The 24741-nt window shown below is 51.5% G+C and carries 22 protein-coding genes; 2 read left to right on the top strand and 20 right to left on the bottom strand.

Annotated features, from left to right (window positions below; translation table 11 throughout):
• The coding region (gene mutS, locus BZG83_RS07335; RefSeq protein ID WP_077479938.1) for a DNA mismatch repair protein MutS at nt 1-1704 on the top strand (1704 nt) is incomplete at its 5' end.
• A 68-nt stretch (nt 1705-1772) separates the two neighbouring features.
• Here mutS and rpoS read toward each other — a convergent pair.
• From rpoS to rlmD, 13 genes are all read right to left on the bottom strand, one after another.
• Entirely contained in the window at nt 1773-2747 is a 975-nt protein-coding gene (rpoS, locus tag BZG83_RS07330; protein ID WP_069591112.1) for an RNA polymerase sigma factor RpoS, read from the bottom strand.
• Between the two features lie 97 nt (nt 2748-2844).
• Nucleotides 2845-3750: a murein hydrolase activator NlpD gene (nlpD, locus tag BZG83_RS07325; protein WP_077479937.1), complete on the bottom strand. Its 906-nt coding sequence runs from the start codon at nt 3748-3750 to the stop codon at nt 2845-2847.
• A 33-nt stretch (nt 3751-3783) separates the two neighbouring features.
• Nucleotides 3784-4404 (bottom strand): protein-L-isoaspartate(D-aspartate) O-methyltransferase, encoded by a 621-nt coding sequence (locus BZG83_RS07320; protein ID WP_077479936.1) that lies wholly within the window; start codon nt 4402-4404, stop codon nt 3784-3786.
• Nucleotides 4405-4482: 78 nt separating this feature from the next.
• Nucleotides 4483-5220 (bottom strand): 5'/3'-nucleotidase SurE, encoded by a 738-nt coding sequence (gene surE, locus BZG83_RS07315; RefSeq protein WP_077479935.1) that lies wholly within the window; start codon nt 5218-5220, stop codon nt 4483-4485.
• Complete coding sequence (truD, locus tag BZG83_RS07310; protein WP_077479934.1) at nt 5201-6238, bottom strand: tRNA pseudouridine(13) synthase TruD; 1038 nt, start codon at nt 6236-6238, stop codon at nt 5201-5203. Before truD ends, surE begins: the two co-directional genes overlap by 20 nt.
• The gene (gene ispF, locus BZG83_RS07305; RefSeq protein ID WP_108744051.1) at nt 6235-6714 is read right to left on the bottom strand and encodes a 2-C-methyl-D-erythritol 2,4-cyclodiphosphate synthase; all 480 of its coding nucleotides are present in this window, start codon (nt 6712-6714) and stop codon (nt 6235-6237) included. The genes truD and ispF overlap by 4 nt, the downstream gene beginning before the upstream one ends.
• Nucleotides 6714-7412, bottom strand: coding sequence for a 2-C-methyl-D-erythritol 4-phosphate cytidylyltransferase (gene ispD / locus BZG83_RS07300; RefSeq protein ID WP_077479932.1), 699 nt, complete (start codon nt 7410-7412; stop codon nt 6714-6716). Before ispD ends, ispF begins: the two co-directional genes overlap by 1 nt.
• A gap of 42 nt (nt 7413-7454) precedes the next feature.
• Nucleotides 7455-7733: a cell division protein FtsB gene (gene ftsB, locus BZG83_RS07295; protein WP_069591125.1), complete on the bottom strand. Its 279-nt coding sequence runs from the start codon at nt 7731-7733 to the stop codon at nt 7455-7457.
• A gap of 242 nt (nt 7734-7975) precedes the next feature.
• Nucleotides 7976-9274, bottom strand: a complete 1299-nt coding sequence (eno, locus tag BZG83_RS07290) for a phosphopyruvate hydratase (protein ID WP_077455265.1) — start codon at nt 9272-9274, stop codon at nt 7976-7978.
• A gap of 77 nt (nt 9275-9351) precedes the next feature.
• Entirely contained in the window at nt 9352-10986 is a 1635-nt protein-coding gene (locus BZG83_RS07285) for a CTP synthase (RefSeq protein ID WP_069591319.1), read from the bottom strand.
• 140 nt (nt 10987-11126) lie between these two features.
• Nucleotides 11127-11936 (bottom strand): nucleoside triphosphate pyrophosphohydrolase, encoded by an 810-nt coding sequence (gene mazG, locus BZG83_RS07280; protein WP_077479931.1) that lies wholly within the window; start codon nt 11934-11936, stop codon nt 11127-11129.
• A 48-nt stretch (nt 11937-11984) separates the two neighbouring features.
• Nucleotides 11985-14198: a GTP diphosphokinase gene (relA, locus tag BZG83_RS07275; RefSeq protein ID WP_069591315.1), complete on the bottom strand. Its 2214-nt coding sequence runs from the start codon at nt 14196-14198 to the stop codon at nt 11985-11987.
• Nucleotides 14199-14289: 91 nt separating this feature from the next.
• Complete coding sequence (gene rlmD / locus BZG83_RS07270) at nt 14290-15606, bottom strand: 23S rRNA (uracil(1939)-C(5))-methyltransferase RlmD (RefSeq protein ID WP_077479930.1); 1317 nt, start codon at nt 15604-15606, stop codon at nt 14290-14292.
• A gap of 150 nt (nt 15607-15756) precedes the next feature.
• Between rlmD and barA the strand changes: the two genes are divergently transcribed.
• Nucleotides 15757-18519: a two-component sensor histidine kinase BarA gene (gene barA / locus BZG83_RS07265; protein ID WP_077479929.1), complete on the top strand. Its 2763-nt coding sequence runs from the start codon at nt 15757-15759 to the stop codon at nt 18517-18519.
• A 15-nt stretch (nt 18520-18534) separates the two neighbouring features.
• Here the strand turns inward: barA and acpS are convergent, their stop codons facing one another.
• The 7 genes from acpS to lepA are packed head-to-tail and all read right to left on the bottom strand — an operon-like array spanning nt 18535 to nt 24689.
• Nucleotides 18535-18924, bottom strand: coding sequence for a holo-ACP synthase (gene acpS / locus BZG83_RS07260; protein WP_077479928.1), 390 nt, complete (start codon nt 18922-18924; stop codon nt 18535-18537).
• Entirely contained in the window at nt 18924-19655 is a 732-nt protein-coding gene (gene pdxJ / locus BZG83_RS07255; protein WP_077479927.1) for a pyridoxine 5'-phosphate synthase, read from the bottom strand. Before pdxJ ends, acpS begins: the two co-directional genes overlap by 1 nt.
• 2 nt (nt 19656-19657) lie before the next feature.
• Entirely contained in the window at nt 19658-20353 is a 696-nt protein-coding gene (gene recO, locus BZG83_RS07250; protein ID WP_069591305.1) for a DNA repair protein RecO, read from the bottom strand.
• Nucleotides 20354-20389: 36 nt separating this feature from the next.
• Nucleotides 20390-21295, bottom strand: coding sequence for a GTPase Era (era, locus tag BZG83_RS07245; RefSeq protein ID WP_069591303.1), 906 nt, complete (start codon nt 21293-21295; stop codon nt 20390-20392).
• Nucleotides 21292-21966, bottom strand: a complete 675-nt coding sequence (gene rnc, locus BZG83_RS07240) for a ribonuclease III (RefSeq protein WP_069591301.1) — start codon at nt 21964-21966, stop codon at nt 21292-21294. Before rnc ends, era begins: the two co-directional genes overlap by 4 nt.
• 12 nt (nt 21967-21978) lie before the next feature.
• Nucleotides 21979-22878, bottom strand: a complete 900-nt coding sequence (lepB, locus tag BZG83_RS07235; protein ID WP_077479926.1) for a signal peptidase I — start codon at nt 22876-22878, stop codon at nt 21979-21981.
• Between the two features lie 14 nt (nt 22879-22892).
• A complete protein-coding gene (lepA, locus tag BZG83_RS07230; RefSeq protein WP_077479925.1) occupies nt 22893-24689 on the bottom strand; it encodes a translation elongation factor 4 in 1797 nt (598 codons plus the stop codon).
• Between the last annotated feature and the right edge of the window lie 52 nt (nt 24690-24741).

Genomic DNA, 24741 nt, shown 5'->3' with positions numbered 1-24741 from the left:
GTGCTGGATCGTACCACCACCCCGATGGGAAGCCGCTTGCTTAAGCGTTGGCTACACCAACCGCTCCGGGACCGAAGGGTACTCAATCAACGATTGGATGCGATAGAGACATTGCTTGATAAGGGTCTTTATGGCGACCTCGCCGCCGAGCTCAAACCCGTTGGCGATATCGAACGCGTATTGGCACGCTTGGCGATGCGCTCTGCTCGTCCGCGCGATATGGCCCGTCTACGCACTGCGCTTGCACAACTGCCGGCGATTCAGTCGCAGCTCAGTGAATTGAATCACCCTGCGTTTGCACACTATGCCAAAGCAACTCAGCCTATGCCTGAGCTTACAGATTTACTGACGCGTGCCATTGTCGATAACCCGCCGGTGGTAATTCGTGATGGTGGGGTCATCGCCCCCGGCTATCACGCTGAACTCGATGAATGGCGTGAGCTATCTGACGGCGCATCGCGCTACCTTGAAGAGCTAGAACAGCGCGAGCGTGAAAAGTACGGCATTGATACATTAAAGGTCGGCTACAACCAAGTGCATGGCTTTTATATCCAGATTAGCCGCGCACAAAGCGATCGCGTCCCTGCGCATTACATTCGCCGTCAGACGCTTAAAAACGCCGAGCGCTATATCATTGCCGAGCTCAAAGAGCATGAAGACAAGGTGCTAAGCTCCAAGTCTACGGCTTTGGCGCTGGAAAAACGGTTGTGGGAAGAGCTGTTTGATTTATTGCTTCCTCACCTTGCTCAATTGCAGGGTGCGGCTGAAGCGTTATCCGCCCTCGATGTGCTGTGTAATCTCGCCGAGCGCGCTGATACGCTTAATTACCACCGCCCTCAACTCAGTGACCAAGCTGGTGTGGAGATTGAAGCAGGTCGCCATCCAGTCGTCGAACAAGTGATGACAGACCCCTTCATTCCTAACCCGATCTCACTGAGCCCTGAACGGCGTATGCTGATCATTACCGGCCCTAACATGGGGGGTAAGTCGACCTACATGCGCCAAACCGCGCTGATTGCTTTGTTGGCCCATATTGGTGCGTATGTGCCTGCCGACAGTGCCGTCATTGGACCGGTCGATCGCATTTTCACCCGCATTGGTGCGTCTGATGATCTCGCCTCAGGACGCTCCACCTTTATGGTAGAAATGACGGAAACGGCCAATATTTTGCACAATGCAACCGCACACAGTTTAGTCTTGATGGATGAAATCGGCCGTGGCACCAGTACCTATGATGGCTTATCACTGGCATGGGCCAGTGCTGAATGGCTGGCCGAGAAGATTCAAGCTATGACGCTGTTTGCCACTCATTATTTTGAGCTCACCGAACTACCGGGGCAAATGGACGGCTTGGTGAATGTCCACCTGGACGCGGTGGAGCATGGTGATGAGATTGCCTTTATGCACGCTGTACAAGAAGGCGCGGCGAGTAAATCTTACGGGCTAGCGGTGGCAGGATTAGCTGGCGTACCTAAACCGGTGATCCGCCGAGCCAAGCATAAGTTGGCTCAGTTAGAACAAAGTGGTCAACAAAAAGTTACTGGCGACGCTCCTAATAATCAGGTCATGCCGACGCAGCTTCCTTTGCTCCCTGAGCCCAGTGAGCTCGATCAGGCTGTTGACGCGCTCAATCCCGATGAGATGACGCCTCGTCAAGCGCTTGATGCACTCTATGCACTCAAAGCCCTCCAACAGTCTCGCTAATCATCCAATAACGTATTAAAAAAGGACGGCACCTTGGCCGTCCTTTTTGTTTATAGCGATTAGTGCCGTTATTGCTCGACATTAAACAAAGACTCAATACTCAGTCCTTGCTGGGTCAACATATCGCGTAGGCGACGCAATCCTTCAACTTGAATTTGACGCACGCGCTCACGGGTTAGACCGATTTCACGCCCCACATCTTCAAGCGTGGAGGCTTCGTGGCCAAGAAGGCCAAAGCGACGCGCCAACACTTCACGTTGTTTGGGATTCAGCTCTTGTAACCATTGCACGATCGACTTTTTCATATCGTCGTCTTGCGTGGTGTGCTCTGGGCCATCTTGTTTTTCATCGGCGATGATATCCAGCAGCGCTTTTTCTGAGTCACCACCAATTGGGTTATCCACCGAGCCAATGCGTTCGTTCAAACGCAGCATGCGATTGACGTCTTCAACCGGTTTATCGAGTTGGGCGGCAATGTCTTCGGCAGTCGGTTCATGGTCCAGTTTTTGTGCCAGTTCACGCGCCGTACGCAGGTAGACATTCAGCTCTTTCACCACATGAATCGGCAAGCGAATAGTGCGCGTTTGGTTCATGATGGCACGCTCAATGGTCTGGCGAATCCACCATGTGGCGTAGGTAGAGAATCGGAAGCCTCGTTCTGGATCGAACTTTTCAACGGCGCGAATCAGGCCTAAATTGCCTTCTTCGACCAGATCCAATAGCGCGAGACCTCGGTTAGAGTAGCGTCGAGAAATTTTCACCACCAAGCGGAGGTTACTCTCGATCATGCGTTTACGCGCCACTTCGTCACCACGTAGGGCACGACGCGCATACAACACTTCTTCCTCGGCGGTCAGCAGGGGTGAAAAACCAATTTCACTCAAGTAGAGTTGTGTGGCATCTAGGGCTTTGGATGTCGCAGCGTGCTGTTGTACAGCCTCTTCAACCTCTTCGGCAACCTCTTCAACTTGCGCATCCAAGGTCTCGAAATCCACGTCTTGATCCAAGCCGTCCAGTTTTTTCGCGGTGTTAGTTTGGCTCATAGCGCCTCCCTTATGGCGTAGCAGCTAAGCAGAGCGCATCTCTGCTTTCACCGGCCCCGTCACACTGGTGGCTTGACGATATCACGCTTTTGTAGCGCTATCGTTTAGGCAAATAATGCAACGGATTGACCGATTTTCCTTTGTAGCGAATCTCAAAATGCAACCGAACACTGTTTGTACCTGTACTGCCCATTGAAGCTATTTTCTGCCCCTTTTTGACAGACTGGCCTTCTGAAACCAAAAACCTGTCATTATGTGCATACGCACTCAGGTAATCATCATTGTGTTTCACTATTATTAATTTGCCGTAACCTCGAAGCGCGCTTCCGGCGTACACGACCTTTCCATCTGCCGCTGCCTGAATGCTTTGTCCTCGTTGTCCAGCAATATCTATGCCTTTATTGCCTCGCTCAGTGCTAGAAAATCGCGATACCATTCGGCCGTTGGTTGGCCACTGCCAGCTTATCTGTTGGTTGGATACGCTCGCCGCCCGCGTGTTGTTAACAGCTTGTTTACTTTTTTGTTTAGTTTGACTGTACCCTGTGGCAGATTGGGCTTCAACTGCTTTTTGTTGCGAAACCGCCGTTTTTGCCTTCTTTTCTTGACCGAATTTACCATTTTCGGTGTTTTTACTAGAAGATACTGCTACCGCCGCAGCTTTTGCAGCTGAACTTGTGGCAGAGGCCACATTCGTTGCCCCGGAGGTGGACTTTGCCACGTCCGGGCGCTGATAAGCAGGCTTCCACAACGCTAAGGTTTGACCCGGATAAATAGTGTATGGCGGTTGGAGGTTGTTATGCTTGATGATGTCGTCAATATCACGATCGGTGATGTAGGCGATATAGTAGAGCGTATCGCCTTTCTTCACTTCGTAGTAGCTACCGCGGTAGCTGCCTCTATCGACACTGGAGTAGTCAGGCGTCACACTAGATACGGGCGCCGGGCCATGCCAAGCACACCCAGAAAGTATGACTACTGATAAAAGAAAAAACGCGATTTTCATCTGTTTTTAGTTTCTACTCCATAGATAGCGTAGTTAGGCCAGTTCACCGGCAACGAGAGGCACAAAACGCACCGATTCAATCGTTTCGGTCAGAAACTCTTCACCCTGCCTTGTCACCTTGATAAGCGTTTGCTGGTGCTCTCCAACGGGGATTAACATCACGCCGCCTTCTGTCAGCTGTTGGCATAATGCATCTGGAATACGCTCTGCCGCCGCGGTGACAATAATCCCATCATAAGGGCCTTTCGCCGGCCAGCCTTGCCAACCATCGCCGTGCTTGGTGGCCACATTATAAATATCGAGCTGCTTGAGGCGTCGCTTGGCGAGCATTTGCAGCTGCTTAATCCGTTCAACGGAATAAACCTGATCCACCAGCTGAGCAAGAATCGCCGTTTGATAGCCAGAGCCAGTTCCTATTTCCAAAATGCGACTGTCGCGTCGCAAATTGAGCAATGATGTCATCTTAGCCACAATATAAGGTTGTGAAATAGTTTGTCCCCACCCAATCGGTAACGCATTGTTTCCGTATGCTTGGTGAGTCATGGCTTCAGAAACAAACAGGTGCCGAGGCACGGCTTGCATTGCATCTAGAACGCTTTGGTTATCAATACCTTGTTGCTGCAAAAATTGAATAAGTGATTGCGCTTGACTCAACGTCTGCTTCCTTTATCACTGAGTATTAATCGAACGAAATAGGCTGGCGCGTTAAGTTGGCCAGCCTGTTTTCAGCAGTTATTCCGCTAACCACTGAGAAAACGCTCCGAGCGTGTCGTGAGCGGTAAGATCCACTTGAAGCGGCGTAATAGAAACGTATTGCTCCGCTATGGCGTGAAAATCCGTGCCCGGCCCAGCATCTTGCGTTTTTCCGGGCGCACCGATCCAGTATATGGGTTTCCCACGCGGATCGCCCTGTTTTATCACGTCTTCGGCATGATGACGGGCACCAAGACGAGTCACTTTCCATCCTTTTAACGCATCAATCGCCACATCCGGCACATTGATATTAATCAGACGGTGACTGGGCGCGGCATGGCGTTGGTTTTTAGCCAAAAACTGCTTAATCACATGGGCGGCGGTATCAAAATGCTGATGACCACATAATGAAACCGCGATCGCAGGGGCGCCGAGAAAGAACCCTTCCGTGGCCGCGGCAACGGTGCCAGAGTAAAGCACATCATCGCCCAAGTTTGCACCGTGGTTAATTCCGGTGATCACGAAGTCAGGTTGCCACGGAACCAATTGATTCAGAGCTAAATGTACCGAGTCAGTGGGCGTACCTTGCACCGCAAAACGCCCGGGACCTAGTTCACGAACCCGCAGCGGATTTTCAAGCGTTAATGAATTCGACGCGCCCGAACAATTTCGATCCGGTGCAGCGACCACCACCTCGGCTATCTCACTCAATGCATGAGTGAGCGTTTGGATCCCTTGCGCGTGGTAGCCATCATCATTACTGATCAGTATGCGCATCCTGCTCTCCTTGTTCTTGTTGGCTAATCAGCTCACGCATCACTGTGGTGGCGAAAGCACCGGCAGGCAGAGAAAAACGCACACACACGCTGTCTGTATCTAGCTCCCACGTCATGTTTTGCGGTAGCAAGCAGATCTCTCGACGGTCATGGCGCATGCGGTTATTGCGGATCACGGCCAGCAGGTCCGGCTCTTTATCGAGAATCGCCTGCTCAAACTGCTGCGCACTGTCTGTGGTAGGCAGTGCGTTGTCACCGGTCAGAGGGGCGGTAATACGCATCCCTTCAACGCCGGCTTGGTTGCAGGCGACCAGTTGGTCGGCATCGTCAACGCACAGATCACCCGCCAGTGTTTGGCTAAAACAGCCTGCCTCGAGACGTGCTGAAACCACGTGATTAAACAGCAATGAACGCGCCGCAGAGAGGTAAAAACTGCGCTTACTTTTATCTTTTACCTTGCGCTCACCGCGTCCCCATGCTCGAGCTACGTCAAGGTTGTTCCCTTCACGGCCGAAACGCTGCTCACCAAAGTAATTTGGGACGCCTTGGGTTGCAATCGCCTCTAAGCGCGGCACCAACGCACTCGGRTTGGCTAGAGCGCGGATCTGCAGCACAAAATCATTCCCGATAAGATCACCCGGCCGCAGTTTTTGATGGTGGCGAGCGGTCGCTTCAATGCTCAGTACGCCGGGATGCGTGGCGACAAACTCGTTCAAATCAGGATCGGCTTTGCCCGGTAATTGTACGCTGAACCACTGCTCGGTCACCGCATGCCTATCTTTCAGGCCCGCCCAACTTACTTGTCGTGATGGCACACCGCATGCTTTAGCCAGCTCATTGGCCACATAGCGCGTATTCTCTCCACGCTTTTTGATTCGCACTAGGAAATGTTCACCGACTCCCGACGGGGTAAAACCGAGGGTTTCCGAGACGTAAAAGTCGTCTGGCGAGTGTTTGATTTGGCCGGATTGAGTCGGCTGGCCATGCATATAAGCCAAGGGAGCAAGTACGTCTGTCATAGCGTCTCTTTTGTTAATAGCACAACGGCTTCACAAGCAATGCCCTCTTTACGACCGGTAAAACCGAGTCGCTCTGAGGTGGTTGCTTTTACATTAATGGCATCGATGGGGGCTTTTAGATCATCAGCAATCGCCGCACACATGGCGGGAATATGCGGGCCCATCTTAGGCGCTTGGGCGATGATAGTGATATCTGCATTGCCCAATCGATAGCCTTTGTCTTGTACTTTGCGGTAAACGTCGCGCAGCAACATACGGCTGTCCGCGCCTTTCCACTCATCACTGGTATCTGGGAAGTGCTGGCCAATGTCACCGGCCGCAATCGCGCCCAACAATGCATCACACAGGGCGTGCAGTGCCACATCACCGTCCGAGTGCGCAAGCAACCCTTGCTCATAAGGCACAGCGACACCACCAATGATCACCGGGCCATCACCACCAAATYTGTGTACATCAAACCCATGTCCAATTCGCATCATGATTTGCCTTCTTGTTGCGATAAGTAAAACTCCGCCAGCACCCTATCTTCAGGATGCGTCACTTTAATATTGCTGGCACTGGCAGGAACTAATAGCGGATGGCCGCCCGCCGCCTCAATCGCCGACGCGTCATCGGTTACCTGATCACCTGCGCTTGCCAATGCCGCTTTTAAGTGCAGGGTGGGAAACATTTGAGGCGTCAAGGCATGCCACAGTGCCTGTCTGTCGACAGTCTGTGCAATACAGCCATCCGGCTGTGCCCGCTTCATGGTATCGCGAACCGGAGCAGCTAAGATTGCGCCGTCAGAATGGCTTTGGGCAGCGTGAATCAACGCATCGATATCATTGTGAGTGACGCAGGGGCGTGCTGCATCATGCACCATCACCCAACGGGTCTGTACCRCCTCAAGCCCTGCTTGTACCGATTGCGCGCGCGTCGCTCCGCCTGTGACGACGGTAATATCCGGATGGTCGCCCAGTCCGGTCTCAGCGAAATAGCCATCGTTCTCACCGATCGCGATAATCACGCGGTCAATTGCAGCATGGCTTAGCAAGCGTTCAACGGTGTGGGTGATTAAAGGCTTACCTGCAAGGTGTATATACTGCTTTGGACAGTCAGCCTGCATGCGACTGCCTACCCCAGCGGCGGGCACCACCGCTGTAATTCCTGGTTGCAAAGAGGCTTTTTCTACCACGCGTTTTCTCTTTGATTAGTCCGCGAGCGTGCGGATGATGGGTTATCGCGTTGCGTCGACTAAACGAAAAAAGGTTTCGTCAGGTTTAATCATGCCCAACTCATTACGGGCGCGCTCTTCAATCGCTTCTTGTCCACGTTTGAGATCCGCGATTTCGGCATACATTTGTTGGTTACGCTTCACCAGCTTTTGGTTCGCTTGTTGTTGCACCACGACGTTTGCCTGAGTGTGCCAATAATCCATAACGCCATTCTTGCCCAGCCACAATTCATATTGCAGCCACGCCAGAGTGATAAATAGCGCAACAGATAGCAGTCTCATGGTTTCACTCCTTAGGTGTTCAGTGGATCAGCAACGCCAATTATGCTAACCGCATAGGCTAGCGGATCAGGCCGCCGGTGTCATGGTTTTCTGTTTATCCGGCGCGTTAAGATGCGCTCAAACGCACCTCTTATCGATTTACACGCCCTTGAATACAAAAAAGCCGCCATAAAGGCGGCTTTTGGGGTCAACAGTGAAAGGCAAGGTGCCTTTCCATCACAGCCAATCGGCTGCGACTTTTATTATTGACCTTTAACTTCTTTCAGACCGTTAAACGGTGCTTTTTCACCCAGCGCTTCTTCGATACGGATCAGCTGGTTGTACTTGGCAACACGGTCAGAACGGCTCATAGAACCAGTTTTGATTTGGCCTGCTGCAGTACCAACCGCCAAGTCAGCGATGGTTGCGTCTTCAGTTTCACCTGAACGGTGAGAGATTACGGCAGTGTAGCCGGCGTCTTTCGCCATCTTGATCGCAGCCAAGGTTTCGGTCAGAGAACCGATTTGGTTGAATTTGATCAGGATAGAGTTCGCCACACCTTTCTCGATGCCTTCTTTCAGGATCTTGGTGTTGGTTACGAACAGGTCATCACCGACTAGCTGAAGTTTGTCACCCAGCAGTTCAGTTTGGTGCTTAAAGCCATCCCAATCTGACTCGTCTAGGCCGTCTTCGATAGACACGATTGGGTACTCTTCAGCCAGTTTCGCCAGGTAGTGGTTAAACTCTTCTGAAGTAAAGGTTTTACCTTCACCCTTCATGTTGTAGATGCCTTGCTCTTTGTCATAGAACTCAGACGCAGCACAGTCCATCGCTAGGGTGATGTCTTTACCTAGCTCGTAGCCTGCTTTCTCAACCGCTTCTTTGATCGCAGCAAGCGCAGCAGCGTTTGACTCTAGGTTAGGCGCGAAACCACCTTCGTCACCAACCGCAGTGCTTAGGCCTTTGGCCTTCAGAACTTTGGCTAGGTTGTGGAATACTTCCGCACCAATGCGCAGTGCTTCTTTCAGGGTTTTCGCACCAACAGGTTGGATCATGAACTCTTGGATATCAACGTTGTTGTCCGCGTGCTCACCACCGTTGAGGATGTTCATCATTGGTAGAGGCATTGAGAACTGACCCGCAGTGCCGTTTAGTTCAGCGATGTGCTCAAACAAAGGCATGCCTTTCGCTGCCGCAGCTGCTTTTGCGTTAGCCAGAGAAACCGCTAGGATCGCGTTAGCACCGAACTTAGATTTGTTCTCAGTGCCGTCAAGGTCGATCATCACCTGATCGATGTCAGCTTGGGCTTTCGCGTCTTTACCTAGCAGTGCTTCTGCGATTGGGCCGTTAACCGCTTCAATCGCTTTCAGTACGCCTTTACCCATGAAACGTGACTTGTCACCGTCACGCAGCTCTAGTGCTTCACGAGAACCGGTAGACGCACCTGATGGCGCTGCCGCCATACCAACAAAGCCACCTTCCAAGTGTACTTCTGCTTCTACAGTTGGGTTACCGCGTGAATCGATAATTTCACGACCTAGAACTTTAACGATCTTAGACATTGTGATTCCTCTCGTCTGTCATTGTATTCAAAAAATAAAAAGCGGCCGCCCGTCAGGACTACCGCTTCACATTTGTGTTATAGCTCACCGCGCTGCTTTTTACCTGCAGCCGCAACGAACCCAGCGAATAGCGGGTGGCCGTCGCGAGGAGTCGAGGTGAACTCTGGGTGGAACTGACAGGCCACAAACCATGGATGTGCTGGGTTTTCGATGATTTCTACCAGCTTCTTGTCTGCCGACAAGCCCGATACAAGTAGACCGGTTTTTTCCAATTGTGGACGCAGCAAGTTATTCACTTCATAGCGATGACGATGGCGCTCGTGGATTTGAGTGTTGCCATATAGCTGATGCGCTTTAGACCCTTCAGACAGGTGGCAAAGCTGTGCGCCTAGACGCATGGTGCCGCCCAAATCAGAGGATTCGCTACGCTCTTCCACGTTACCTTCTTCATCGACCCACTCGGTGATCAGTCCCACCACTGGGTATTTGCTGTCTTTGCTGAATTCGGTGGAGTTAGCTCCTTCCATCCCAGCAACATTACGGGCGTACTCAATTAACGCCACTTGCATGCCTAAACAAATGCCAAGATAAGGCACTTTGTTTTCACGCGCATATTGTGCGGCAAGGATTTTGCCTTCGACGCCGCGATCGCCAAAACCACCCGGAACCAAAATCGCATCTAAACCATCGAGCAGCTCAGTGCCGCGGGTTTCGAGATCTTGTGAGTCAACATACTTGATGTTGACAGTCAGACGATTTTTCAATCCGCCATGCTTCAGCGCTTCGTTGACAGATTTATACGCGTCAGGCAGTTCGATGTACTTACCCACCATACCAATGGTGACTTCGCCCATTGGATTGGCTTCTTCGTAAATGACTTGTTCCCATTCAGACAGGTCGGCTTCTGGCGCTTGGATACCAAAGCGCTGACAAACCAAGTCGTCCAGCCCTTGAGAGCGAATCAATGAAGGAATTTTGTAGATTGAATCCACATCCTTCATGGTGATAACCGCTTTCTCTGGTACGTTACAGAACAGTGCAATTTTTGCACGCTCATTGGCTGGAATTGGACGCTCACTACGGCAAACAAGGACATCCGGCTGGATACCAATTGATAGAAGCTCTTTTACCGAGTGCTGGGTAGGCTTGGTTTTCACTTCACCCGCCGCTGCCAAGTATGGCACCAAGGTAAGATGCATAAACATCGCACGCTCACGACCGACTTCCACGGTCAGTTGGCGAATCGCTTCAAGGAATGGCAGTGATTCAATATCACCGACAGTGCCGCCAATTTCCACGATCACCACGTCGTGACCTTCACCACCGGCGATGATACGGTCTTTGATCGAGTTAGTGATGTGTGGAATCACCTGAATGGTGGCTCCCAGGTAATCTCCGCGGCGCTCTTTGCGCAGAACATCCGCGTATACGCGACCAGAGGTAAAGTTATTACGCTTGGTCATTTTGGTGCGGATAAAGCGCTCGTAGTGACCGAGGTCAAGGTCGGTCTCGGCGCCGTCTTCCGTGACGAATACTTCCCCGTGCTGGGTAGGGCTCATTGTCCCTGGATCCACGTTGATATAAGGGTCGAGTTTCATGATGGTGACGTTGAGGCCACGCGCTTCAAGAATGGCTGCCAATGAGGCTGCAGCAATACCCTTACCGAGGGAGGATACAACACCGCCCGTAACAAAAATGTAATTCGTCGTCATGCTAAACCTGAGAGTTGGATTTAGAGGAAATTAATGGAAATCTGGACGGGAAGTCATGATACCAGACCCCACTCACTCCCACAACGTGAAAACTATCACACACCATACTGTTTTTATTTGTCGCAAATCAATGATGAAACTTACAGCGTGTTGCTTTTTTCCTGCTTTTTGACCTGTTGCCACGCCGATTCCAGTTCATCTAACTGACATTCTTGAATATTTTTTTCATCATTGCGTAATTGAGTTTCAACTTGACGGAAACGTCGTTCGAATTTTTGATTCGCGTTACGCAACGCGGATTCCGCATCCGTGCCTACGTGGCGTGCCAGATTCACCACCGAAAATAATAAATCGCCGATTTCTTCTTCCACCCGCGCGGGGTCTACCGGCGTGATTGCCAGTTCTTGCTCAACCTCGGCAATTTCTTCGCGCACTTTATCGAGCACCGGCGCTACCGCATCCCAATCAAACCCCACTCGCGCACAACGCTTTTGCAGTTTGTGCGCACGCACCAGTGCGGGAAGGCCTAACGTAACGCCGTCTAATACGCTAGTGGGTTGTTCTGACGCCGCCTTGTCGGCACGCTCCTGCGCTTTAATCCCTTCCCAGTCAGGGCCGTGCAGCGGTTCACCTTGGCTGTCTTTAGACCCAAAGACATGCGGGTGACGACGGGTGAGCTTGTCACAAATCGCCCCCACGACGGCATCAAAATCAAAGCGATTTTGCTCGCGTCCCAATTGACTGTAGAACACTATTTGAAAGAGTAAATCGCCTAATTCATCTTTTAGGTCCGACCAGTGTTCACGCTCAATGGCATCGGCCACTTCGTAGGCTTCTTCGAGCGTGTGAGGCACGATAGAGGCAAAGGTTTGGGCTTTGTCCCAATCGCACCCTTTTTGTGGGTCGCGCAAGGTCGCCATGATAGTCAGTAAATCGTCAATCGACGCCATACTTCGTTATCCTTAAAAAAACGCCCTGTCGATAACAGGGCGTGATGTTTATCTGAGTCGTTTGGCCTCTACCACATCCTTGACTTGCTCCAACCGATTCACAATTCGGCTAAGCGTGTCGAGATCGGAAATCTCTAAATCAAAGTCCATGATAGACATCTGCTTTTTGTAATCGACGCGGCTTTGCATGCCCGCAACGCGGACTTTTTCATTACTGAGCACGGTATTAATGTCTTTGACTAACCCGGTACGTTCATTGGCGGATAAGCGAATGCGCACATGGTATTGCCCGACATGCCCTTTTCCCCAAACGGTGGCGATGATTCGCTCCGGCGCATGGTGACGAAGTTCGTTGAGTTGCTCACAATCCGCACGGTGTACTGAAATACCACGTCCTTGGGTCACAAAGCCCATAATGTCATCACCCGGTAGCGGCTGACAGCAACGCGCGAGGTGGGTCATCAGGTTATCAACCCCTTCAACCACCACCGCATCACGATGGGTTTTTCCACCTACGGTTTTTTGTTCACTTTGCTGAAGTTTTTCCAGCAACTGTTGCTCTTCTTCTTCCAAGCTTGGCTTGTTGATCAGGCTGTTAATGTGATTAACCACCTGATTGATGCGCAGATCGCCACTTCCGACCCCCGCATACAGCTCTTCCAGTGAATTCACATTGAAGCGCTTGAGCGCCAAACTCGCATCTTTACTGGCACCGCCAATTTTTTGTAGTTCGGTATCGAGAATTTCTTTACCCGCGGCAATGTTTTTATCTCTGTCTTGTTTGCGGAACCAAGCATTGATTTTTGCCCGCGCTCGGCTCGAATTCACAAAGCCTAAGCTTGGGTTCAGCCAGTCACGTGAGGGGTTAGGCTCTTTTTGGGTGATAATTTCAACCTGATCCCCCATTTGCAAGTGATAGGTGAAAGGCACAATGCGTCCTTCTACCTTGGCACCAATGCAACGATGGCCAACTTCGGAGTGAATGTGGTAGGCAAAGTCGAGCGGCGTCGCACCGCTTGGCAGGTCGACCACATCGCCACGCGGCGTAAAGGCATACACGCGATCATCAAAGACTTGGCTGCGCAACTCATCCAGCATTTCGCCTGAGTCGGACATCTCTTCTTGCCACGCCAAGAGTTTTCGCAGCCAGGTAATTTTCTCATCATAGCCACTGCGTCCACTGGCCGAGCCTTCTTTGTACTTCCAGTGCGCCGCCACCCCGAGCTCCGCATCATCATGCATTTGACGGGTGCGAATTTGAATTTCGACCGGTTTGCCTTCCGGCCCCAATACGACGGTATGAATCGACTGATAACCGTTGGGTTTGGGGTTGGCGACGTAATCATCGAACTCTTTCGGCAAGTGACGATATTTGGTGTGCACCGCGCCCAATGCGGCGTAACAGTCTTGTAGTTCTTCGGCGATAATGCGCACCGCACGTACATCAAACAGCTCATCAAACTGCAGATTTTTTTTCTGCATTTTGCGCCAAATACTGTAGATATGCTTGGGACGGCCATAGACTTGCGCGTTGATGTGTGAGGCTTCCATCGCCTGCTGCAGATCAGTGACAAACGCGGTAATGTAGTTTTCGCGATCGATACGCCGTTCAGCCAGTTGCTTCGCGATTTGTTTATAGGTCTGCGCATGCTGGTAGCGGAAGGCGTAGTCTTCGATTTCCCATTTTAACTGACCGATACCGAGACGGTTGGCCAAGGGTGCATAGATGTTGGCACTCTCTTTCGCCGCCTGCAAACGCACCTCTTCCGGTGCATCTTTAACTTCACGCAGATAGCAAATACGCTCAGCCAGCTTGATCACCACGCAACGGAAATCTTCGACCATAGACAGTAACATGCGGCGAACATTATCCACCTGTGCTGAGGTTGCTTCGGCATCGGTTTGGGTATTCAAATGACGGATGGCGGCAGTTTGCTGCACGCCCTCAATCAGTTTGACAATCGCGGGCGAATAGCGCTCTTCCAAGGTATCGAGCGCCAGCAATTTGGCTTCCACCACCGGGAAGAAGAGCGCGGCGAGGAGCGTGTCGGCGTCCATACTCAGGGTCACCAAGATTTCAATCATCTCTCGGCCACGCCACAGCGGTTGGCTCAGCGCCGTTTCATCCCCTAACGTACGACAATAATTGTACCCATCCAGCAGTGCTTGAGCGGTTGAGGCGTCTTGTCCTAACCGCGCAATCCAAGTTTGAAGATCAAAGGCTTCATCTTCATGCAGATGGGCTTCTCGTACCGCAACCATAACTGTTCCTATCCTTATCTTTCGCCTCAGCGAAAGAGGCATATCCATGTTTAACCGCGTGGCTTTAGATCGAACACATCATTGACGACGCCTAGCGTCGAAACAGTGCCATGGATTCCAAATGCCCTGTTTGCGGAAACATATCAAGCATACTCAAGCGAGTTAGTTGGTAACCCTGTGCCAACAACACGCGACTATCCCGCGCCAGCGTTGCTGGGTTGCAGGACACGTAAACAATGTGTGTAGCGCTAGATTGTGCCACAAAGTCCATCACTCCGGCAGCCCCTGCTCGAGCGGGATCGAGCAGGATTTTATCAAATGCGTGCTGTGTCCAGTCCCCATTCAGCGTCTCACCATTGAGATCTGCTTGGTAAAACTGCGCATTGCTTACTTGGTTGGCCTTCGCATTATCCTGAGCTTGCGAAACCATCGCCTCAACCCCTTCTACCCCAATCACGGTTTTCGCCTGTTTTGCCATGGGGATGCTGAAGTTGCCAAGACCACAAAACAGATCCAACACCACATCGGTTGACGCAAGCTCTAGCCAGTTTAGTGCTTGGGCGACCATCTGTTGGTTCACCGCCGCGTTGACTTGGATAAAGTCGCCAGGCTGAAAATAGAGGCGGGTTTGTTGGCTCTCGTAATACGGAGGCTCGCCCACCACTCGTTCAAGCGGCCCGTCAGCTTGCTGCCAATACAACATGCAGCCTGTCAGCTCTGCCCATGCTTGAAGCGCTTGCCTATCTTCTGCATGTAACGCCTTGGTGGTGCGCAACGACGCAATACAGCCATTGTCTGCCTCAATCAAATCAACATGGCCGAGGATTCGGCGTCCTCGCAGCCCATCTAAACAAGGCCGTAAACTGGCAAGCAGCTGATTTAAGGGTTCACTAAGGACAGGACAGTGGTCCACATCGACAATGGCATTGCTTTGACGAGCTCGAAACCCCATGGTCAGCGCCCCTTTATTGTCGACTTTTAAGCTGATGCGCGCACGACGACGATACTGCCAAGGGCTATCGATGGCGCCATCCGACAGCTCGACCGTCTCGTCTCCGGCAAATTTTTCAATCAATTCTGTCAGCACTGCGCGCTTGTGTGCCACTTGGCCTGAGTGGCTTAAATGCTGCAAACTACAGCCGCCACATTGTTGATACAAAGGGCAAGCCGGCTCAATGCGAGTTTCCGCGCGCTGGTCGAGTTTAATCAGTTTGGCCCGCGCATACTGACGCTTTTGCTCGGTGAGCTGCACCAGTACCTGTTCACCGGGCAAGGTGCCCGGAACAAAGATAGGTTTTTTCTGCCAATAGCCGACCCCATCACCGTGGTGGTCGAGGCGTTGAATCGCGAGCAGCTGATGCTTTTGTTCAACGTTTTTTTTCTTCTGAGGCTTAAAAAAGCGCGCCATGGTGGATTCCAGTGTCAAAGTGCTTGTCGTCGCAAGCGAGTCAAAGAGGTCCTGCCAGTGGGAGTTGTGATAGTTCGCTGACTATTTAGTTATTGAATCATGTACACTGGCAGCTAATTACAGCCATTATTTTCCCATAGTTTATCCAGCATGACCAAATATGGACTCCGCACCCGTGTCTCCGTGTTGACCATTGCGCCTACCTTGATTGTTGGCCTCCTGCTGAGTGCGTTCTTTACCAGCACGCGTTATCAGGACTTGGAACAACAACTTACCATCACAGGGTCTGCCATTATCGAGCCTTTGGCGATTGCCAGTGAGGTTGGATTAAAAAACGATAGCCGCGAAAATGTGCGACGCTTAATTGGCTTTGCGCACCGCCAGCACTCCCAGTTTGTACGCAGTATTGCGGTGTTCGATCGCCACAACGAATTGTTTGTTACCTCCAACTATCACCGTGATTTGGCGATGCTATCGGTCAATAATGGCCAACCTATCCCGACACAGTTACAGGTAAGCCAACAGCAAGAGACCCTAATTTTACGGGCGCCTATTCTGGAAATTGGCCGTTTTACGCCTGGGTTAAACGTCGAGCGTCCCTTAGGCTATATCGCGATGGAGCTGGATCTAAGCTCGGTGCGGCTCAAGCAATATCAAGAGATGATCACCGCATTGGTGATGGTCGCACTCGGCGTGATCCTCTCATGCTTCTTTGCATACCGATTGATCTCAGATGTCACCCATCCCATTGCGAATATGGTGAGCTTAGTCGATAGGATCCGTCGCGGGCACTTGGATGTTCGTATTGAAGGTGAGCTGCTGGGTGAGCTCGATACCCTCAAAAATGGCATCAACGCCATGGCTATTTCGCTTTCCGAGTACCATTTGGAAATGCAGCAAAGCATTGATCAGGCTACCTGTGACTTGCGCGAAACCCTCGAGCAGCTCGAGATCCAAAACGTTGAATTAGACATCGCTAAAAAGAATGCTCAAGAAGCCGCTCGGGTGAAATCTGAGTTCTTAGCGAATATGTCTCACGAGTTGAGAACGCCTTTGAACGGGGTGATTGGCTTTACCCGGCAGATGTTGAAAACAGAGTTGAGCAGTAGCCAACGCGATTACTTACTGACCATAGAAAAGTCCGCCAATAACCTGTTGACCATCATCAACGACATTCTCGACTTCTCCAAACKCGAAGCTGGGAAACTGCTGCTGGAAAACATTCCTTTTGACTTCCAAGATATGCTGGATGAAGTCATGCGTCTGCTCGCACCCATGGCGCATGAAAAAGGGTTGGAGCTAACCTTACGTGCCGATGCCCGTATCCCTGCTGGCGCGGTTGGTGACCCGTTACGTATTCAGCAAGTGCTGATCAACTTGATTGGTAATGCCGCCAAATTCACAGAGCGTGGCAACATTGATGTCAGTGTCGATTTAAAACAGCTACATGATGAAACCATGGAGCTACAGTTTATGGTCAAAGATACCGGCATTGGCATCTCAGAGCGCCAGCAAGCCCAGCTTTTCCAAGCCTTCCGTCAGGCCGATGCCAGTATCTCACGCCGTTATGGCGGGACAGGCCTTGGGTTGGTGATCACCCAAAAATTGGTGCAACAGATGGGCGGGGACATCGGCTTTACCAGTCGCCTACACCAAGGCTCTTCATTCTGGTTTACGTTGAAACTCACTCAGACTGATTTACCCGTCTCGCAGCCAATTGATATCGAGCCGTTGGTTGGCCGTGATCTGGTAATTGTTGAACCCAACCCTCGTACACGGGAGATCCTCCGTCATCGATTAGGGCAAGTGGGGTTAAACATCGATACCGTCGCCGATGTCGAGATGCTCAGCGATCACGCATACACCTTTGCGCTGTTATGTTTTGACGCCGGAAAAATGCCAGAAATCGAAAGCATGAAACAAGCCGTGCTCGCCTGTGAGCAACGAGCAAACAGCGTGATTGTGTGTCTACCGACCACAGAGCTGGAAGCCTCCGAACACTTATTAAAAGCCGGCGTCAGCGCCTGCATTGCGAAACCGATCCCACAACGCAAGCTCCTTGAGACATTACTGGGTTCGCCCGAGCCTACGCCGCTGCCACTGCCCAAACCCAGCAGCCATCAAAAAGCGCCGTACACAGTGATGACCGTGGATGATAACCCCGCCAACTTAAAGCTGATCACCGCTTTGCTGGCCGAACGGGTCGAGAAAGTGGTGACCGCCGAAAATGGGGTTAAAGCCTTAGCACTTGCCCACCAGCAAGCCTTCGACATCATCTTGATGGATATCCAAATGCCAGAAATGGATGGGGTCACGGCCTGTCAGGAAATTCGTAAAGCGGGTATGAACCAGCAAACGCCCATTGTGGCTGTCACCGCTCATGCGATGCCGGGCGAGCGAGAGCGCTTATTGGAAGCGGGCATKGATGACTATCTCACCAAACCGATTGAAGAGGCCATGTTAGAAAGCACTCTCTCGCGCTGGCTACGCTTTGACGAGCTTTCCGCCGTGACAGTGAATGATGTGGAACCCGCCTCGAAAGCGGTTTGCACCGATCAAAGTGCGCGCCATCTCGATTGGCAACGAGCGTTAAGCCAAGCCGCGGGTAAAGAAGATCTCGCCAAAGAAATGCTAGAGATGCTGATTGCCTCATTTGCTGGCGTCAAAGCCATCGTGGAGCAAGCATTGGCCGGCACCTGCTCTACCGAGGATTTATGGCAAGCGATTCATAAGTTGCATGGCAGCTGTGCATATAGCGGCGTTCCGCAACTCAAAGCGCTGTGTCATGAGCTGGAAACGCAGCTCAAAGCGGGCGCAGATATCGACACCGTCGAGCCGGAATTACTGGAGCTACAAGACGAGATTGCCCATATCGAGCAGCTAGCGCCCCAGTATTTGAACGACGAGGCGTAAAATACGTCGGCGGCCTTAAGCCGCCGGTGTGCCCTCAAGGATCACGTGCGCCACCGCATAGGCTTTTTCATCAGAGAGCGTTAGCCAGCAATGGCTAACACCTCGGGCCATCGCTAGCTGTTGTGCCTTGCCAGAAAGGGTCAGCACGGGCTGCCCCGACGGTTGATTGCTCACCGTAAAGTCTTGAAAGCTGACCCCTTGAGCAATCCCGGTTCCTAGTGCCTTCGCGGCAGCTTCTTTCGCGGCAAACCGTTTCGCCAAATAGCGTCCCGGTTGCTGGGTTGCCGCCATTTGAGCCCGCTCTGGCTCAGTCAGAATACGATCCGCAAAACGGGCACTGCGAGACAGCGCCGCCTCAATGCGCGCAATCTCAACAATATCAGTGCCGATGCCTAAAATTGCCATTAGCGACGCGCGGATTCCATGATCGCTTTCATGTCTGCCACCGCTTTTTGCAGGCCATCAAACATGGCGCGGCCAATAATCGCATGACCAATATTCAGCTCATGCATTTCTGGCATCGCCGCAATGGGCGTGACGTTATGGTAAGTCAGGCCGTGTCCGGCGTTCACTTTAATGCCCAGATCCGCCGCGTAGCTGGCCGCAGCGGAAATCTTCTTCAATTCAGCTTGGCGGTCGTTGTCGTTACTGGCATCAGCATAGTGACCCGTATGCAGCTCGATATAGGGCGCACCACACTGGTGAGCGGCATCAATCTGCTCACGGTCAGCATCGATAAAGAGCGATACTTTTATGCCCGCCTGAGTCAGAGCTTGTGTTGCCGCTTTTACTTTGTCTAATTGACCGGCGACATCTAACCCTCCCTCGGTGGTCAATTCTTCACGCTTTTCGGGAACTAAACAGACGAATTCAGGTTGGGTGTCGAGGGCAATTTTCACCATTTCATCGGTCACTGCCATTTCTAAATTCATGCGCGTTTGTAGCGTTTCTTTGAGAATGCGCACATCGCGGTCCGTGATATGACGACGATCTTCACGCAAATGGACAGTGATGCCATCCGCCCCGGCACGTTCTGCCATTTCAGCCGCGTGGACAGGATCTGGGTACGCGGTACCACGCGCATTACGCACGGTGGCAATGTGATCAATATTCACACCCAAGTAAATCTTATTCATGATTATTTCCTTCTAAACAATTCTCTGCTTTTGAGCGGCTTAGGGCCTAAGTATGGCTTAAGCGCAATGCGTGTAAACCGCTTAGCAGCCCGCAATTGGTCGCTGGTGTCAAATTGACGCGTCGCCAGCGCACGCAGATCGTGACCGGTAAACTGCCGCTGTTGGCTTTTCATCAGGGACGCGACAAACCCTTGTTGTTCGCGAAACAGATACGTCATGTTATCGTCAATCGGGTCACCACTGCCAGCGCAATGAAGAAAATCAACCCCATAGCCCAGCGCCTCGAGTAACGCGAGTTCAAAACGGCGCAGTGCCGGCTCAGGGTTGTTATAGCGTGCTAGTTGCGTCAGTGCAGTGACATAATCGAGGAAGACCGTCGGGTACGGCGTTTGCGGCTCAAGGACGCGCATTAAAACTTCGTTGAGATAAAAACCAGAATAGAGCGCATTGCCAGAGAGTGGTAACGCCAAACCGGTCGCTTCAGCGCTCCGAAGGGTACGCAATTCGCCGCGACCGCCCCATTTTAGCAACAGTGGGGTGAAAGGTTGTAAGGCACCTTTGAGTGCAGAGCGCTTACCGCGCGCGCCTTTAGCCAGCAAGCTAACTCGCCCTTCCCCTTCTGAGAACACATCAAGGATCAGGCTGGTTTCGCTATAGGGGCGTGAGTGAAGCACAAAACCGCGTTGAAAGCCGTCCACGCCGCCCCTCCTGTGTATATCTACCGAGTGGGTAACTTAGAGATCGTCAATGTAGCCCAAGCTGCGCAGTGCACGTTCGTCATCTGCCCAGCCGGATTTTACTTTAACCCAAAGCTCGAGGTAGACCTTGCGCTCAAATAGATCTTCCATATCGAGTCGGGCCTCACGGCCGATGCGTTTGATTTTCTCGCCGCCTTTACCAATCACCATTTTCTTTTGTCCATGGCGCTCGACCAAAATCAGGCCATTGATATGAAAACCATCCGTCTCTGGATTGTAATCAAAGCGCTCGATTTCGACGGTCACCGAGTAAGGCAACTCTTCACCCGTGAAACGCATTAGCTTTTCACGAATGATTTCTGACGCCATAAAGCGTTGCGAGCGATCTGTCACATACTCTTCCGGGAAGTAGTACTCACACTCAGGCAACGCATCGCGAACACGCTGCTCGACCACATCGATATTGGTACCGTGTTTCGCGGACACAGGGATCACATCAACAAACTCCATCTTTTCCGACAAGGTTTGTAGGTGCGGGAAGAGTTCGGTCTTTTCACGCACATTATCCACTTTGTTAACCAAGAGTACGGTTGGCAACCCGGAACGCGCCAGCTTGTTCAGAACCATTTCGTCATCTTTGGTCCAGTGGGTGCCATCCACCAAGAAAAGAACGAGCTCAACATCGGTCAACGAGCTGTTTGCCGCTCGGTTCATCAGGCGGTTGATCGCACGCTTTTCTTCAATATGCAGTCCCGGTGTATCTACATAGACGGCTTGATAGTTATCACGGGTATCTACGCCCATGATGCGGTGGCGCGTGGTTTGCGGTTTGCGTGACGTAATCGAGAGCTTTTGCCCAACGAGACGGTTGAGCAAGGTCGATTTGCCGACGTTTGGACGCCCGACAATGGCGATAAATCCGCAGTGCTGTGCTTGTGTCATTGTGCCAACTTCTGTAATGCTAACTCTGCAGCCGCTTGCTCTGCCTTGCGACGACTGCTGCCTTTACCTATCACAGAACGCTCCAGTCCTGCCACTTGACACTCCACCGTAAACTCTTGGTTGTGTGCCTCGCCACGTACTTTCATTACCGTGTAAGACGGTAACGGTTTACGCTTGCCTTGTAGGTGCTCTTGCAAGCGGGTTTTGGGGTCTTTTTGGCTGACGCCTGGCTCAATGGTATTTAAGCGTTGTTGATACCAGTTGAGGATAATGCGCTGCACCGTATCAATATCACTATCCAAAAAGATAGCACCAATCAGCGCTTCTACCGCATCCGCCAAAATTGAGTCTCGGCGGTAGCCGCCACTTTTAAGTTCTCCTGGGCCAAGGCGCAGTACTTCGCCCAGTGAAAACTCACGGCCAATCTCAGCCAAAGTATTGCCGCGCACCAAGGTTGCGCGCATACGACTCATATCCCCCTCATCCACTTTGGGAAAACGGTGGTAGAGATCGTCAGCAATCACAAAGCTGAGAATTGAATCACCCAGAAACTCCAAACGCTCATTGTGGGTGCCATTGGCGCTTCTGTGTGTCAGTGCAAGCTCAAGTAATGCCGCGTTATTGAATTGGTAGCCAATCTCACGCTGCAGTTTATCTGTTAGTGTTGTCATCATGTTCCAGAATTAATTAATACCACCAATACGGTTAAAGCGAACGCCTGTCGGCACCCAAGATGGTAGCCAGCTATCACTGTCACGCTCGAACTCAARGCTTATCCAGATCGCCACCGCTTTGCCGACTAAGTTGCGTTCAGGGACAAATCCCCAGAAACGGCTGTCAGCACTGTTATCTCGGTTATCCCCCATCATGAAGTAATGGCCTTCCGGCACCACCCAGCGGTTGACGCCCGGACGAGGCTGATAGGCAGCCACGCGGTCATTGCGGGATGGATTCACGAGGATCTGGTGTGCTTGCGCGCCCAAGGTTTCTTGCGCCTGAATCAAGTTCACACCGCCTTGGGAAAACTCGCTCGGCTCAATATTATCAATGGGCACAGGCTCGCATTGTGATTGCCCTTTGGGCTGGATACACAGTCGTTTTTCTTTGGTATAGACAATGGTATCGCCCGGCAATCCGATCGTTCGCTTGATGTAATCGATATTCGGTTGTGGTGGATACTTAAAGACCACGATATCACCACGTTCCGGTTTGCCGGTCTCAACCAGCTCGGTATGAAACGCGGGATCGCGCAGCCCATAGGCAAACTTTTCCACCAAAATAAAATCGCCAACCAGCAAGGTTGGCATCATGGATCCTGATGGAATTTGAAAAGGCTCATAAATAAAGGATCGCAAGACCAATACCACGGCAATGACCGGGAAAATCGATACCGCGTTCTCAATCCAACTGGGCTGAGGCGCCACCTTGGCAACTTGTTCGCTATCGACATCACTGTCAGACACGTTTAGGGTTTTCGCGGCCGCTTGGCGGCGTTGCGGCGCCCAACGGTACTTGTCTAACACCCAAATTATGCCGGTGACCACAGTCACCAGCACCAGTATCAAAGAAAATGTATTGGCCATACTTTAATCCGTTATTATTTGTCTTTGCCCACATGCAAAATGGCCAAAAAGGCTTCTTGCGGCAGTTCGACGTTACCGATCTGCTTCATGCGCTTCTTACCTTCTTTTTGTTTTTGCAGTAGTTTTTTCTTACGACTCACGTCACCGCCATAACATTTAGCTGTAACGTTTTTACGTAATTGCTTCACGGTTGAGCGTGCAATGATGTGGTTACCAATCGCCGCCTGAATCGCAATATCAAATTGCTGACGTGGGATGAACTCTTTCATCTTCTCAACCAAATCACGGCCTCGAGGCTGGGCATTATCACGGTGAGTAATAATCGCCAAGGCATCAACACGGTCGCCGTTAAGAAGAATATCTACCCGCACCATGTCTGATACTTCATAGCGCTGGAAGTTGTAATCCAAAGAGGCGTAACCGCGGGACGTCGATTTAATCCGGTCGAAGAAGTCCAAGACCACTTCAGCCATTGGGATATCGTAGGTAAGCGCCACTTGGTTGCCGTGATACACCATATCTACTTGCATGCCGCGCTTCTCCACACATAAGGAGATGACGTTACCGACAAACTCACTTGGCACCAAGATGTTACAACGGGCAATCGGCTCACCGATGGTGTCGATATCGTTGATAGGCGGCAACTTCGCGGGGCTATCCACGTACACCACTTCTCCGTCGTTTTGTGTCACTTCGTACACAACCGTCGGGGCGGTGGTAATCAGGTCGAGGTTGTATTCACGCTCAAGACGCTCTTGGATGATTTCCATATGGAGCATACCAAGGAAACCACAGCGGAAACCAAAGCCCAGTGCGGCTGAACTTTCTGGCTCATAAAACAGTGAGGCGTCGTTTAAGCTCAGTTTACCTAGCGCATCGCGGAAGTTTTCATAATCATCCGAGGAGATAGGGAACAAACCGGCATACACCTGTGGCTTGACCTTTTGGAAACCTTCAATGCGCTTTTCACAGCCATTTTTTGCATGGGTAATGGTGTCACCCACTGGCGCGCCAAGAATGTCTTTAATGCCACAGATCACCCAGCCCACTTCACCCGTTTTCAGCCCTTGGAGCTCTTTGCGTTTCGGCGTGAAAATGCCGATGCTGTCAATGTTCCACTCTTGGCCGGTGCTCATGATTTTGACTTTATCGCCTTTTTTGAGCTCACCTTCACGGATACGCACCAATGACACCACCCCTAGGTAGTTATCAAACCAAGAGTCAATGATCAGGGCTTGCGTGGGAGCATTCGGATCGCCTTCTGGTGACGGAATAAGACGTACAATATCTTCCAGTACATCATCCACGCCCACGCCGGTTTTCGCCGAACAGCGTGTAGCATCAATGGCTTCAATACCCACGATGTCTTCAATTTCTTGCGCGACGCGATCAGGGTCGGCAGCCGGGAGGTCGATTTTGTTAAGAACAGGCACGACTTCCAAGTCCATTTCAATCGCGGTGTAGCAGTTTGCTAGGGTCTGAGCTTCCACGCCCTGTCCAGCATCTACCACCAGCAAAGCACCTTCACACGCTTTCAGTGAGCGTGACACCTCATAAGAGAAGTCGACGTGTCCTGGCGTATCGATGAAGTTAAGCTGATACTCATTGCCGTCTTTGGCTTTATAGTTCAGTGTCACACTCTGTGCTTTGATGGTGATACCGCGCTCGCGCTCTAAGTCCATAGAGTCGAGGACCTGAGAAGCCATTTCCCGGTCAGTAAGGCCCCCACATACTTGAATGAGTCGATCGGAAAGGGTCGACTTACCGTGGTCAATGTGGGCGATGATCGAAAAGTTACGAATATGCTTCATGTGTTAGTGTGACTTACTCGTTATCTATAAGAATGGGATCCTAGGATCAGGT

The organism is Salinivibrio sp. PR919 (assembly GCF_001995355.1).
GTDB lineage: Bacteria > Pseudomonadota > Gammaproteobacteria > Enterobacterales > Vibrionaceae > Salinivibrio > Salinivibrio proteolyticus.
The sequence above is the reverse complement of the archived record's forward strand: the minus strand, read 5'-3'. Positions and strand labels throughout refer to the sequence as shown.